General features: G+C 69.1%; 10 protein-coding genes. 4 read left to right on the top strand and 6 right to left on the bottom strand.

What is annotated here, in order from left to right; all coding sequences use genetic code 11:
- Nucleotides 1–103: 103 nt before the first annotated feature.
- Together AC1DGE_RS01030 and glgC are read right to left on the bottom strand one after the other, a co-directional pair.
- Nucleotides 104–1,597, bottom strand: a complete 1,494-nt coding sequence (locus AC1DGE_RS01030) for an SDR family NAD(P)-dependent oxidoreductase (RefSeq protein WP_441418727.1) — start codon at nt 1,595–1,597, stop codon at nt 104–106.
- Between the two features lie 99 nt (nt 1,598–1,696).
- Nucleotides 1,697–3,115, bottom strand: a complete 1,419-nt coding sequence (gene glgC, locus AC1DGE_RS01035; protein ID WP_476892556.1) for a glucose-1-phosphate adenylyltransferase — start codon at nt 3,113–3,115, stop codon at nt 1,697–1,699.
- Nucleotides 3,116–3,217: 102 nt separating this feature from the next.
- Between glgC and glgA the strand changes: the two genes are divergently transcribed.
- Complete coding sequence (gene glgA, locus AC1DGE_RS01040; protein ID WP_349627356.1) at nt 3,218–4,417, top strand: glycogen synthase; 1,200 nt, start codon at nt 3,218–3,220, stop codon at nt 4,415–4,417.
- Between the two features lie 100 nt (nt 4,418–4,517).
- Here the strand turns inward: glgA and AC1DGE_RS01045 are convergent, their stop codons facing one another.
- Together AC1DGE_RS01045 and AC1DGE_RS01050 are read right to left on the bottom strand one after the other, a co-directional pair.
- A complete protein-coding gene (locus AC1DGE_RS01045) occupies nt 4,518–6,677 on the bottom strand; it encodes an acyl-CoA dehydrogenase family protein (RefSeq protein ID WP_476916717.1) in 2,160 nt (719 codons plus the stop codon).
- A 97-nt stretch (nt 6,678–6,774) separates the two neighbouring features.
- Entirely contained in the window at nt 6,775–7,515 is a 741-nt protein-coding gene (locus AC1DGE_RS01050) for a TetR/AcrR family transcriptional regulator (protein ID WP_476916718.1), read from the bottom strand.
- Between the two features lie 62 nt (nt 7,516–7,577).
- Here AC1DGE_RS01050 and AC1DGE_RS01055 point away from each other — a divergent pair, with 62 nt between their 5' ends.
- From AC1DGE_RS01055 to AC1DGE_RS01065, 3 genes are read left to right on the top strand one after another with little or no spacing between them, the layout of a single operon-like run.
- Nucleotides 7,578–8,945 (top strand): acetyl-CoA C-acetyltransferase, encoded by a 1,368-nt coding sequence (locus AC1DGE_RS01055; protein ID WP_476909399.1) that lies wholly within the window; start codon nt 7,578–7,580, stop codon nt 8,943–8,945.
- 9 nt (nt 8,946–8,954) lie between these two features.
- Nucleotides 8,955–10,295: a 3-oxoacyl-ACP reductase gene (locus tag AC1DGE_RS01060; RefSeq protein ID WP_476916719.1), complete on the top strand. Its 1,341-nt coding sequence runs from the start codon at nt 8,955–8,957 to the stop codon at nt 10,293–10,295.
- Nucleotides 10,292–11,206, top strand: a complete 915-nt coding sequence (locus tag AC1DGE_RS01065) for a MaoC family dehydratase (RefSeq protein WP_476916720.1) — start codon at nt 10,292–10,294, stop codon at nt 11,204–11,206. Before AC1DGE_RS01060 ends, AC1DGE_RS01065 begins: the two co-directional genes overlap by 4 nt.
- A 92-nt stretch (nt 11,207–11,298) precedes the next feature.
- Here AC1DGE_RS01065 and AC1DGE_RS01070 read toward each other — a convergent pair whose 3' ends face one another.
- Complete coding sequence (locus AC1DGE_RS01070) at nt 11,299–12,507, bottom strand: FUSC family protein (protein ID WP_476916721.1); 1,209 nt, start codon at nt 12,505–12,507, stop codon at nt 11,299–11,301.
- Between the two features lie 49 nt (nt 12,508–12,556).
- Nucleotides 12,557–13,717, bottom strand: a complete 1,161-nt coding sequence (locus tag AC1DGE_RS01075) for a serine hydrolase domain-containing protein (RefSeq protein ID WP_476916722.1) — start codon at nt 13,715–13,717, stop codon at nt 12,557–12,559.
- Nucleotides 13,718–13,731 lie beyond the last annotated feature (14 nt).

Genomic DNA, 13,731 nt, shown 5'->3' on the forward strand with positions numbered 1-13,731 from the left:
CCGGGCAGCCCATCAGGGCCATAAGGCCCGTGGCGCCGGGACGGACGGCCCGCTTGACTACGGCCCGCTTGTCCACGGCACACCGGACCCGGCGGCCCCGGTCCTACCAGGGGCTGGGCTTGTAGTCCTTCAGGAAAACGCCGTACTGGTCCTCGCCGGACTCGCCCATGACGATCGGGTCGTAGACCCGCGCGGCGCCGTCGACGAGGTCCAGCGGCGCATGGAAGCCTTCCTCCATCAGCCGGACCTTCGTGTAGTGCGGCCGCTCGTCGGTGATCCAGCCGGTATCGACGGCGGTCATCAGGATGCCGTCGGAATCGAGCATTTCCTTGGCGCTGGTCCGCGTCATCATGTTCAACGCGGCCTTGGCCATGTTGGTGTGCGGGTGTCCGGGTCCCTTGTAGGCGCGGGAGAACTGGCCCTCCATGGCGCTGACGTTCACGATGTACTTGCGCCGTGCGGTGGAGCGCCTCATCGCCCCGCGCAGCCGGCTTACCAGCAGGAACGGCGCGGTGACGTTGCAGAGCTGCACTTCAAGCATCTCCAGCGGATCCACCTCGTCCACCACCTGGGTCCAGCTGTTGATGCTGGCGAGGTCCGGAACCAGGCCGCCGGCGTCGATCGCGGTGCCGGAGGCGATCCGCTCGAGCGAGGCGGAGCCGGTGGACAGCGCCAGCGAGGTGATGGCGTCGCCGGCCAGCACGGGATGGTCCAGGACCGAGCTGGCCAGGGCCAGCGGGTGCTTGTCGTGGGCGTGGCCGAAGGTGACCAGCTCGGGGCCGCCGTTGGCTGCCTGCAGCTCCGCGGGCAGGGCTTCGTCCTCGGCGTCGACCAGCGGCTTGTATGCGTTGCCCGAGCGCCGGACCGTCTGGGCGGCGTTGTTGATGATGATGTCCAGCGGGCCCGCGGCGTCGAGGGAGTCCGTCAGGGCCATCACCTGCGAGGGATCACGCAGGTCGATGCCGACGATCCGCAACCGGTGCAGCCAGTCGGCGCTGTCCTCCATAGCGGCGAAGCGCCGGGCGGCGTCCTTCGGGAAGCGCGTGGTGATGGTGGTGTGGGCGCCGTCGCGGAGCAGCCGGAGGGCAATGTACATGCCGATCTTGGCCCGTCCTCCGGTCAGCAGCGCACGCCGGCCGCTCAGGTCCGTCCGGGCATCGCGCTTGCTGTGGTTGAAGAGGGCGCACTCGGGACACAGCTGGTGGTAGAACGCATCCACCTGCGTGTAGTGCTGCTTGCAGATGTAGCAGGGCCGGGACCTGATCAGGTGGCCCGCAACCTCGCCGGTGGCCGAGGTCGCCAGCTTGTTGCCGCGGGTCTCGTCATCGATCCGGTCCGGTGCGGCGGTCGCGGTCTGGGCGATGACGGCACGGTCCGCCTCGGCGATGAGGTCCCGCTTCGTGCTCCGGCGGTGCCGCTTGACCGCTTTGAACATCTTCCCGGTCGCGCGGCGGATCGAAACGTAGTCCGGGTGTTCCTCGTCGTAAACGTGGATGCTGTTCAGCACCTTGAGGCAGGCGGCGATTTCCGCGGGGGTCAACTCAGCCGGGGCCGGTGAATCGCTGGCCGGCACGGGGGGCAGATCGGGAGAGCTCATTGGGCTAATTTTACAGCCTGCAACGGCCCCGACCCGACGCCGCAGATTGCCGGCCCGGAACCCGGGCCGCCAACCGGCGGCCCGGCTCAGGCCCGCGGCTTAGTACGCCTTGGTGGAGGACTTCCCGGGAGGCTCGACGCCGACGGCGGCGGCGTGCACCTCGCCGACCTTTTCCACGGACTCGCGGCCGGCCGGCCAGTTCTCGGTGGCGGTCTTCACGGCATCCGGCACGAGGTACAGGTTGGCCGCGGAGAGGGAACGTTCGGCGTCGCCGGGCTCGGGAACTTCCTGGCCCTTGGACAGGACCGTGATGCCGGAGTCGGTGACCTTGAACCCGCGCGCCCGGTCTAGTTCGGGATCCAGGCCGATCGCGGCACCGGCCGGGATCCGGACGTTCTTATCGACGATGGCACGCTTGACCACTGCGCCCGCCCCGACCTGGACCTTGTCCATCAGCACCGAGTCAAGGACCCGGCTGGCCGTGCCGACGTAGACGTCGTTGGAGAGCACCGAGCCTTCCACGATGCCGCCGGAGATAACGACGCCGCTGGCCACGATCGAGTCCAACGCCGTGCCCACGGTGCCGCCCTCGCCGCGGACGAACTTGGCCGGCGGCGAGATGCTCTGGCGCGTGTAAATCGGCCATTCCGAGTTGTACAAGTTGAACACCGGCACGGGGGAGATCAGGTCCATGTGGGCGTCGTAGAACGAATCGATGGTGCCGACGTCGCGCCAGTAGGTGCGGTCACGCTCGGTGGAGCCGGGGATGTCATTGAGGGTGAAGTCATACACCCCGGCCTCGCCCTGGTCGACGAAGTAGGGAATGATGTCCCCGCCCATGTCGTGCTTGGTGTCGAGCCGCTCGGCGTCGACGTGCAGCGCCTCGACGAGGGCGTCGGCGTTGAAAACGTAGTTGCCCATGGATGCCAGGAACTGCGTGGGGTCCGCGGCGAGCCCGGGCGTGGAGGACGGCTTCTCCACGAAGGCCGCGATCTTCTCCGGGTTCTGCTGGTCAACCTCGATCACGCCGAACTGGTCGGCCATGTGCAGCGGCTGCCGTACGGCCGCCACCGTCGCCTTCGCGCCGCTGGCGACGTGCTGCTCGACCATCTGCGCGAAATCCATGCGGTACACGTGGTCCGCGCCGACCACGACGACGATGTCGGGGTTGGCGTCGTGGATCAGGTTGAGGGACTGGTAGATGGCGTTGGCGCTGCCCAGGAACCAGCTCTTGCCGACGCGCTGCTGGGCGGGTACGGAGGCGATGTAGTTGCCGAGCTGGGTGGACATGCGCCACGTTTCGGAAATATGCCGGTCAAGGCTGTGGGATTTGTATTGCGTCAGGACGACAATCTGCAAATACCGGGAATTCACCAGGTTGGAAAGGGCGAAATCAATGAGCCGGTAACTTCCGGCGAAGGGAACGGCCGGCTTGGCCCGGTCGGCCGTCAACGGCATCAGCCTATTTCCCTCGCCACCTGCGAGGACAATGGCCAAGACTTTCTTTTGCTGCGGCATGTGATCGCTCCTGAACGCCTTCGTTGCTCCCCAAAAACCGTCCGGTGTGCCCGGACCTCTTCACACTAGAACAGATCAGCCGGAAGGACTACCTTGGGGTTTGTGCGAATAGACATTGTGACCAAGGAATTCCCGCCCGAAATCTATGGGGGCGCCGGCGTCCACGTGGCCGAACTCAGCCGTGTGCTGGCCCAGAGGGTGGATCTGCAGGTGCGGGCCTTCGGTGCCCCGCGCACTCCGGACTACCACGGGGCCACCGTAACGTCCTATGCCGTGCCGGAGGACCTGGCCGGCGCCAACGCCGCGGTGCAGACCCTCGGCGTGGACCTGAGGATCGTCCCGGACATCGCCGGCGCGGACCTCGTGCATTCGCACACCTGGTACGCCAACATGGCCGGGCACATCGCCTCGCTGCTGCACGGCATCCCGCACGTGCTCAGCGCCCACAGCCTGGAACCGCTGCGGCCCTGGAAAGCCGAACAGCTCGGCGGCGGCTATGCCCTGTCCTCCTGGGTGGAGAAGACCGCCTACGAGTCCGCCGCGGCGATCATCGCCGTGTCCGAAGGGATGCGCCAGGACATTCTGCGCAGCTACCCGGAGGTGGACCCCGCGAAGGTCCGAGTGGTCCACAACGGCATCGACGTCAGCCTCTGGAACCGCGACGAAGACGAGGACGTGGTCCGCGCCCTGGGCATCGACCCTGAGCGGCCGAGCGTCGTCTTTGTGGGGCGCAACACCCGCCAGAAGGGCGTCCCGTACCTGCTCCGGGCTGCTGCGAAGCTTCCCGCCGACGTCCAGCTGGTGCTGTGCCTCGGCGCCGCGGACACGCCGGAACTCGCCGCGGAGACTGCCCGCCTGATCGAGGAACTGCAGGGCCAGCGCAGCGGCGTGATCCTCGTGGAGCGGATGCTTCCGCGCCGCGAGCTGATCCAGGTCCTCAGCCACGCCACCGCGTTCGCCTGCCCGTCCATCTACGAACCGCTCGGGATCGTGAACCTGGAGGCGATGGCCTGCGGCGCCGCGGTGGTGGCCAGCGCCACGGGCGGCATCCCGGAAGTTGTGCAGCACGGCGAGACGGGCCTCTTGGTGCAGCTTGAGCAGGTCACCGACGGCACCGGCACTCCGCTCGATCCGGAGAAGTTCGTTACGGAGTTTGCCGCGGCCCTGACCGAGGTGGTCTCCGACCCGGCGCGCGCCCGCGCGATGGGCCAGGCCGGCCGCCGCCGGGCCGAGGAGCACTTCTCCTGGGAATCCATCACCGAAACCACCCTCGAGGTCTACCGCTCGGTTCTTCCGCAGTAGCGACGCAGCACGACGACGGCGCCGCCCCGGATAAGGGGGCGGCGCCGTCGTCGTGCCGTGCTGTTTTTGAGCTCGGTTGCTTTCTTAGCGGCGCTGTTGCTTAGCCGCGCCGCGCCTTGCCGGAAGCGGCCTTCCCGGATTTGGCCTTCGCCTCGCGCGCCGTGCGGGCCAGCAGGATCTTCTCGTCAACCGGGGCGTGGCCGCTGGCACGCTGCTGGCGGAAGAACTCCCGGGCCTCGTCCTGGCGGGTCTTCTCCGCCCCGGTGGCGATAGCTGCGCGGAGGTGCTCCGGGCCGAAACCGAAAGCGTCCACCAGGTCCAGGGCATGCGGGCGGATCTTCACGAGCAGCCGGTTGATGTACTCGCCCACGGTGCGGGCGCGCTGCATCGAGAGACGGCCGTTCATCAGATACCAGGACAGGTTCTTCTCGATCAGGGACAGTCCGAAGAGGTCGCGCAGCCAGGTCAGGACCGCCTTCGTGCCGGGGTCGGCGACCTTGCCCAGCGCCTCGGTGAAGGCCTCCCACTGCAGCAGTTCGGCGTGCGCCTGGGCCGCCTCGATGAGCTCGTTCTGGTGGCTGTTGAACAGCGCGGCGGCCTGCTGCTGCGGCAGCTTGTTCGCGCCCTTGAGCGCCGATCCAACCTCGGCCACCATGGCCTGGACGCGCTCGGTCAACAGGGCCCGCTGGCCTGCCTCGTCCTTGATCGCACTGGCGGCCTTCTGCACCGAGCCGGAGTCCGCCATGAACTGGGCGACGCCGCGCAGGCCGGTCCGGTGGATGGCGGCGCCGGTGGCCTGCCCGACGACGTAGCGCGCCAGCACGCCGAAGTCCACGTTACGGAATTCCTTGGCGTAGTCCGCCAGCAGGCGCTTCGCGACCAGCTGCAGCAGCACGGTGTTGTCGCCCTCGAAGGTGGCGTAGACATCGAGGTCGGCGCGCAGCGAAGCGAACCGGTTCTCGATCAGGAAGCCGGCGCCGCCGCAGGCTTCGCGGCACTCCTGCAGGGTGTCGAGGGCGTGCCAGGTGCTGAGCGGCTTGAGCGCGGCGGCCAGGGTCTCGAGGTCCTGGCGGTCCTCGTCGGTGTCGTTCCGGCCGGAGAACACGTCGTCGAACTTCTGCAGCAGCTGTTCGCTGGCGAAGCTGGCGGCATAGGTGGTGGCGAGCCGGGTGAACAGCCGTCGCTGGTGCCGCTGGTAGTCCAGCAGGACCTCCTCGTCTGTGGCGGAGGAGGCGTTGAACTGGCGCCGTTCGGAGGCGTACTGGATGGCGGTCTTGAGGGCCAGCTTGGACGCGGTCACGGCGGCGCCGTCGAGGGACACGCGGCCCTGGACCAGGGTGCCGAGCATCGTGAAGAAGCGGCGGCCCGGGCTGGCGATCGGCGAGGTGTAGGTGCCGTCGGCGTCGACGTTCCCGTAGCGGTTGAGCAGGTTCGTCCGGGGGATCCTGACCTGGGTGAAGTGCAGCCGGCCGTTGTCGATGCCGTTCAGGCCGCCCTTGACGCCGTCGTCCTCTCCACCGATGCCGGGCAGGAACTCCTTGGTCTCCGGGTCACGTAGGTCCATGTAGAACGCGTGCACGCCGTGGTTGACGCCGTTGGTGATCAGCTGCGCGAAGACGACGGCGGCCAGGCCGTCGATGGCGGCGTTGCCGATGTAGTCCTTCCAGGCCGCGCGGAAGGGCGTGTGCACCACGAACTCGCCGGTGGCGGCGTCGTAGGTGGCGGTGGTGGCGATACTGGCGACGTCCGAGCCGTGGCCGGTCTCGGTCATGGCGAAGCAGCCGGGGATGTCCAGGCTCATGATGCCCGGCAGCCACTTCTGGTGGTGTTCCTCGGTGCCGAGGTGGTTCACCGCGGAGCCGAAGAGGCCCCACTGCACGCCGGCCTTGATCTGCAGCGAGGGGTCGGCAATGACGAGTTCCTGGAAGCCGGCGACATTGCCGCCGTGTTCGTCCGCACCGCCTACCTCCGCAGGGAAGGCCCGGTGCACGGCGCCGTTCTCCACCAGGATCTTGAGCTGGCCGAAGGCCCGCTTGCGGTGTTCGGTGTGGGTGAGCCCCTCGGTCTTGTGCAGTTCCGGGCGGCCGGCCAGGTCCCGGGCCTGCCGGCGGACCGCGGCCCACTTGCCCAGCAGCTGTTCGCCGAGGGCGGCGACGTCGACGGCGGGGGCACCGGCAGCGGAAGCTGCGGCGGGCGAGGTCCGGGGCGCGGGGGCCGGGGAGGTGGGGTGGCCCGCGGGGCGGTCGGCTAGTTCAGTCATGTCGATTCCTTCGTTGGCACTGACATTGCGGTTCTGGTCGTTGGTGGTTCTGGTCTTTGGTGCTCTGGCAATTGGTCGTGTTGGAGCTGGTACGCGGCTACGGGGCCGGCGGATCTTGGAGTTCGGGTGCGATGCCGAAGCAGAGCCAGTCGGTGATCTGGCGGGCCATCGCTTCCTGGCCGGGCTTGGCGGGGGAGTCCGGGCTGGCGAGCCACTGCTCCCCGGCGTTCCGGACCAGCCCGATCGCGGCGTTGGGCCAGTAGCCGATCACGGCTTCCTTACCGGCGACAGCACGCAGTTGGCTCCGCATGGGCAACGCGATCATCTCGCTGATCGACGCGAAGAAATGGCCGAGCGCCCCGGCCGCGGCGATCGAACCGTTGTGGCTCTCCGCCTCGCCGGGCGCGTAGCGGGTGACGAAGGTGTAGACGTTCGGGCTGGTCTCGGCCATCTGCAGGTAGGCGGACACCATGGCGTAGAGCCCTTCGCGCGGGGTCTGGGCGCTCTGCGCGGCCTCCTGGATGCGCCGCTGCATCTGGCTCAGGACCACTTCGCCCACGGCCTGCTGGAGGCCGGCCTTGTCTCCGAAGTAGCGGTAGAAGACGGATTTGGACGTTCCGGCCGCTGCAGCGATGTCCTCCATCGAGGCTTCGCTGCCCAGGGCGTGGACCGCCTTCCGTGCGGACTTGATCAGCTCCCGGCGCCGTTCCTCACGGTGGGATTGCCAGCGGGAGGCCCGGCCATCGACTGGGCTCCCCGAGGCGTCGCCGGGGTTGCTGCGCGCAGCACTGATGCCGGCACTGACCGGTCCGGGGGGTTCCGCCTGCAGGATGTTCACGATACCCAGCGTATCAGGTACGCTGGGTATCAGTAATCCGCTTTGATCAAAGGAGAGAGCACATGCCTGAAAACGGAACATCCGCGACCGGACCGAAGGACACCACGCCGGGCGCAGGATCAGCCGCAGCGCCGCAACTCCGCAAAGCCGTTGTGGTCGGCGGCAACCGCATCCCGTTCGCCCGCACCGGCGGCGCCTACACCAAGTCCTCCAACCAGGACATGCTGACCGCCGCGCTGGACGGACTGATCGCACGTTTCGGCCTGCAGGACGAGCGGATCGGCGAGGTTGCCGCCGGCGCCGTGCTCAAGCACTCCCGCGACTTCAACCTCACCCGCGAAGCGGTACTCGGTTCCGCGCTCTCCGCCGAAACCCCCGCGTACGACCTGCAGCAGGCCTGCGCAACCGGCCTCGAAACCGTCCTGGGTCTCGCCAATAAGATCAAGCTGGGCCAGATCGACTCCGCCATCGCCGGCGGCGTCGACTCCGCCTCTGACGCGCCCATCGCCGTGAGCGAGGGCCTGCGTGAAATCCTGCTCGACCTGAACCGCGCCAAGACCCTGCCGCAGCGGCTGCAGGTGCTGAGCCGGCTCCGGCCGAAGGACCTGACCCCGGATGCCCCGAACACCGGGGAGCCCCGGACCGGGCTGTCCATGGGCGAGCACCAGGCGCTCACCACGGCGCAGTGGAAGATCACCCGCGAAGCCCAGGACGAGCTGGCGTACAACAGCCACCGCAACCTGGCCGCCGCTTACGACGCCGGCTTCTTCGATGAACTCCTGACCCCGTACCGCGGGCTCAGCAAGGACTCCAACCTGCGGCCCGACACCACGCTCGAAAAGCTCGCGGGTCTCAAGCCGGTCTTCGGCAAGAACCTGGGAGCCGAAGCAACGATGACAGCCGGCAACTCCACCCCGCTCACCGACGGCGCCTCCACCGTGCTGCTCGCCTCGGAGGAATGGGCCGACGCGCACGACCTGCCCAAGCTGGCCACGGTACTCGACGGCGAGGCGGCCGCCGTCGACTTCGTCCACGGCAAGGACGGCCTGCTGATGGCTCCCGCGTTCGCTGTCCCGCGGCTGCTGGCCCGCCACGGCCTGGGCTTCGAGGACATCGACTTCTTCGAAATCCACGAGGCCTTCGCCGGCACTGTGCTGAGCACCCTCGCCGCATGGGAGGACGAGGAATTCTGCCGCACCCGGCTCGGCCTCGACGGCGCCCTGGGCAGCGTCGACCGCGCCAAGCTCAACGTCAACGGTTCCTCGCTCGCCGCCGGGCACCCGTTCGCCGCGACCGGCGGCCGCATCGTCGCCTCGCTGGCGAAGATGCTGCATGACAAGGGACAGGTCGACGGCCGCCCGGCGCGCGGGCTCATCTCCATCTGCGCCGCCGGCGGCCAGGGCGTCGTCGCTATTCTCGAAGCACACTAGGGGGACCGGATGACTGACAAATACACCCAATTCGTGAGCCGGGGCCTGGGCAAGGACATTGCCAAGAAGCTCGGGCTGCCGCAGCCCGTGGTGCTCCGCCGCCACCGGCCGGGCCAGCCGCTGGTGCAGGGACCCGTCCTGGTCCAGGGAGCCGGCAGCGGGGCGGATGAACTCGCCGCTACGCTGTTGTCCTGGAACCTGGACGTCCGCCGCCACGCCGTGCCGCGCGAAAAACTCGGCGCGATCATCCTGGTGCTGGACGAGGCCGCGCGGCCCGAGGACCTTGAAAAGCCCGTGCTCAGCGCCGCGGCCTCGCTCCGGGACCTCGCCGCGAACGCGCGCGTGGTGACCGTTTCCCGCGCCGCCGCCGGGACCACGGACCCGGCCACGGCGGCGGCCCGGCAGGGCGTGGACGGCCTGCTGCGCTCGCTCGCGAAGGAACTGCGCGCCGGCGCCACCGGCAACGGCATCCTGCTCGCCGACGGCGCACGGATCACGAGCCCCAGCGCCCTCGGGGCCCTCCGGTTCTTCCTCTCCGGCCGCTCCGCTTTCGTGGACGGCCAGTTCCTGACGGTCTCCTCCGAGGCCGGCCAGTTGCCTGCCGACGCCGAGAAGCCGCTGGCAGGGAAGGTCGCGGTCGTGACCGGAGCCGCCCGCGGGATCGGCGCGGCCATCGCCCGCACGCTGTACCGCGACGGCGCCAAGGTCGTCGTCGTCGACATCCCGGCCGCCGGGGACCACCTGGCGAAGGTCGCCAACGAGGTGCACGGTACCGCCCTGCAGCTGGACATCAGCCGGGAAGACGCGGGGCAGCGCATCATCGACCACGCCGTGGAGCGCCATGGCGGCCTGGACATCCTGATCCACAACGCCGGCATCACCCGGGACAAGCTGCTCGCCAACATGGACCAGGGCCGCTGGAGCTCGGTGATTGCCGTGAACATCGCCGCGCAGCTGAGGATCAACGAGGCGCTGCTGGCCTCCGAGCACTTCCGAAACTCGCCGCGGATCGTCTCCGTCGCCTCCACCAGCGGCATCGCCGGCAACCGGGGGCAGACCAACTACGCGGCGTCCAAGGGCGGCGTGATGGGTATGGTCCGTGCCACGGCGCCGCTGCTCGCTGTGCACGGCGGCTCCATCAACGCCGTCGCTCCCGGTTTCATCGAAACCGAAATGACGGCCCGGATCCCGTTCGCCACCCGCGAGGTGGCCCGCCGGCTCAATTCGCTGCAGCAGGGCGGCCAGCCCGGGGACGTGGCGGAGGCGATCGCCTTCCTCGCCAGCGACGCCGCCGGCGGCATTTCCGGCGAAGTGCTGCGTGTCTGCGGGCAGAACCTGGTGGGCGCATGAGCGGTACTCAGCCCGTCCTCCTGGGCGAGATGCCGTCGCTGTCCAAGCTGTACGTCAACGCTGCCGCCACCGCTGCGCGCCGGCGGGTGCTGGGAACGCACGCGGGCACGGAACTGCCCGGCTGCAGCCATGAGGTGCGCGGCGTGACGGCCGGGGTCGCCAACCTGACGGCCTACCAGCACCTGATCGGGGAGACCGCCAGCGACGTGCTGCCGGCCGGGTTCATCCATGCCCTGGCGTTCCCGCTGTCCATGTCCGTGATGAACCGGGACGACTTTCCGTTGCCGTTGTTGGGGATGATCCACCTCACCAACAAGGTGGTCCAGAGCGCTCCGGTGCTGTTCTCCGAAGCCCTGGACATCCGGGCCTGGGCGGAAAACCTGCGCGGCCACCGGGCCGGCACCCAGCTGGACCTTGTGGCTGAAGTGCGCGGGGCCGGAGAGGACTTCGTCCGCTGGCGCGGCGTGTCCACCTACCTCGCGAAGGGCGTGTTCCTCCCGGGCATCGACAAGCCGTTCGCGGCCGCCGCGCCCGATGGCTTCAGGGCCCCGAACCCGACGGCGCTCTGGCAGCTCGGCGTGGACACCGGGCGGGCGTACGCCTCCGTTTCCGGTGACTTCAACCCGATCCACCTCAGCGTGCTCAGCGCCAAGGCCCTCGGCATGCGGCGTTCCATCGCCCACGGCATGTACCTTGCCTCCAGGGCGCTGGCCGACGTCGGCGCGGCCAAGGGCGACGCCTTCAGCTGGGACGTGGCGTTCGAGGCGCCGGTGTTCCTGCCGGCCCGGGTCGCGCTAGACATCAGCACGGTGCAGGGCGACGACGGCGCGTGGTTGCGCTCCGACTACGTCGCCTGGAGCCCGCATTCGGGGCGCAAGCACTTCAGCGGGTCGGTGGCGTCGCTGAAATAGCGCGCCACCGAACAACGACGGCGGCCGTCTCCGACTATTTCGGGGGCGGCCGCCGCCGTCGTTCTGGCGGGGAGCGCGGCTGTGCCGTTCGGCTAGCTGGTGCCGGCGGAGGAGGCGTCCGGTTCCCGGTGTCCGTCGCTGGACTTCGCGTCGCTGGATTTGGGGGCGCCCGATTCAGCGTTGCCCGATTTCACTACCCGCAGCATCCGGTGCAGGCTCAGCAGGATTGACTCGACGGCGCTCGGGGCGCCGGCGGACTGGTCGTCGGCGGCGACTCGCGCGGTGAAGGCCTTGACCGCCGCGTCAGCCTCCTCGACGAGTTCGGCCTGCCGCTGCGGTTCCTCCTCCTCCGCAGCCCGGAGCACGTCGCCCGCCATGGTCATGGCTTCGGCGAGCGGCTCGGCATACCCGTCCGGAATCACGAAGGGGGTGTCTTTGGCCCAGATGACGTCCGAGAGTACCTGGGTGACGTCCTGGATATGGAAGGTCAGCCGCTCCAGGTCACGCAGGTTGCGGTAGTCCTCCTCGACGTCCCGCGGGTGCAGCCGGCKGCGGGGATTGGCTTGCCGGCTTGCGTCGGCTTTCTGCACGGCAGCGCGCACGGAGCGGGCGCGCCCCGCGAGCGCCTCGGAGCGGCGGGACCAGTCCTCGTGTTCCGGCGGCCAGTTCTCGCGGAGCGCCTTGCCCATATCCCAGAGCTGTTGGGCCAGGGCCAGCCGCAGCTCGGCCAGACTGAGGGCGGCGGCTTTGAAGTGCAGCGGCGGGAAGACGAGCAGGTTCACCACGATGCCGACGCTGACGCCGACGCCCATTTGGAAGAGATAGCCGAACGAGAACTTGTCCGGGTTGTGGCCGCCGACCAGCAGCACCAGCAGCGCCGCCGTCGGGATCCAGTCGCTGCCGGAACCGATCTTCGGCAGGCCGGCGAGGATGACGCCGAGTCCCATCATGATCGCGACCGACAGCGGCGTCGGGTTTCCCAAGCTGAACAGCGCAAAGGCGAGCCCGATGCCGAGGGCCAGGCCCACCAGCGTCTGGACTCCCTGGCGCATGGAGCCGGAGACGTTTTCGTACATCGCGACCAGGGCGCCCAGGGGCGCGTAGTACGGGTAGTCAGCCGCGGAGCCGGGCATAAACGGGGCGATGAAGAACGCGACGCCCGCCGCGATGGCCGCCTTCGTGGCCAGTTGCAGCCGGGGCCACAGCAGGGCGGCAGAGACGCTCCCGGCCACGGTGCGCGCGAGCCTGCGGGCCCAGGAGGGGTGGGTGCCGCCGTCGTCGTGTTCTTTTGCATTTGCCATCCCGGCTCACCCTAGGGCCGCGGCGTTGCTGCTACAACTGGACGAACCCCTACGGGGATGCCAGCGGGGTCGACGCGCAGGCCTTCCGCACCGCGGCCGAGAGTCGTTGGGCCCTTCCGTTGGTGCGTCCTTCCTCGCTGCGCCTGGGCACGTAGCCGAAGCCGATTCCGTAGCCGGGATCGGCGAAGCCCAGGGCCGCGTTGGCGCCCTCGTGGCCGAAAGCGAGGTGGCTGCCGAAGTCCCGCCCCGGGTGCGGCTTCATGAAGACCACGCCGAAGGCGTTGTCCTGTCCGGAGGAACGGTCAAGGCCCCACACCTGCTCCTCCGCCATCAGTCCGATGGTCCGGGGCGCCAGGAAGCCCGGACCGCCGTCGACTCCGGTGGTGGCTGCGGCGTAGAGCCGGGCGAGTCCTTCCGCGGAGCCTATCCCTCCGGCGCTGCTCATGCCGCCTGCGCGGATGACGCGGTGGTTGGGCAGCTCCATGATGCCGCTGACCGGCGCGTTGCTGTTCAGTCCCGCCAGGCTGAGCGGGTCCAGCCAGCCATCGGGGTCCTCGGTGTACAACACCTCGCGGAAGCGCTCCTCCTCCTCGGCGGGCAGGCCCAGGAAGAAATCGATGTCGAAGGGACGGCGGAGGCGCTCGTCAAAGAGTTCCTGCAACGGGGCTCCGGCGACCCTCCTGCACAGTTCCTCCATCAGGATGCCGATGGTCAGCGCGTGATAGCCGACGGTGCGTCCCGGGCGCCACAGCGGGGCGGCGGCGGCCAGACGGCGGGCGGCTTCCGGCGTGGGGAACTCCTCGAGCGCGAAGCCGCCGGCGATGCCCGGCAGGCCCGCCTGGTGCGAGAGTGCCTGGCGGACGGTGAGCCGGTCCTTGCCGTGCGCGGCGAACTCGGGCCAGTAGGACGCCACGGCCGCGTCCAGGTCCAGCAGCCCGTCCTGTACCAGCAGGGCGATGACGAAGGCTGCCGCCCCCTTGGAACACGAGTAGGTACCTGTGATGTCGCCCGGGCCCAGCCCGGGGCCGCCGCTGAGCTCCAGTACCTTGACGCCGCCGCGGTACACCGCTAACTGGGCACTGTACTCAGGATCCTCTGCCAGGAATGTGTCGAAGAGTTCACGGACGGCGGCAAACGCCGGGGCGGCGGTCCCGACGGAAAGCTGCGGTCCGGCCGCCGGTCCGGAGTGTGGCTGGGTGGAAAGTTCCATTGCCCCACCCTAGC

It is taken from the genome of Arthrobacter sp. 05N425 (assembly GCF_056397125.1).

Coding starts and splice junctions, on each gene's coding strand:
- glgC (WP_476892556.1), bottom strand. CDS start 3,115: ATGCCGCAGCAAAAGAAAGTCTTGGCCATTGTCCTCGCAGGTGGCGAG.
- AC1DGE_RS01075 (WP_476916722.1), bottom strand. CDS start 13,717: ATGGAACTTTCCACCCAGCCACACTCCGGACCGGCGGCCGGACCGCAG.
- AC1DGE_RS01030 (WP_441418727.1), bottom strand. CDS start 1,597: ATGAGCTCTCCCGATCTGCCCCCCGTGCCGGCCAGCGATTCACCGGCC.
- AC1DGE_RS01055 (WP_476909399.1), top strand. CDS start 7,578: ATGCCTGAAAACGGAACATCCGCGACCGGACCGAAGGACACCACGCCG.
- AC1DGE_RS01065 (WP_476916720.1), top strand. CDS start 10,292: ATGAGCGGTACTCAGCCCGTCCTCCTGGGCGAGATGCCGTCGCTGTCC.
- AC1DGE_RS01045 (WP_476916717.1), bottom strand. CDS start 6,677: ATGACTGAACTAGCCGACCGCCCCGCGGGCCACCCCACCTCCCCGGCC.
- AC1DGE_RS01060 (WP_476916719.1), top strand. CDS start 8,955: ATGACTGACAAATACACCCAATTCGTGAGCCGGGGCCTGGGCAAGGAC.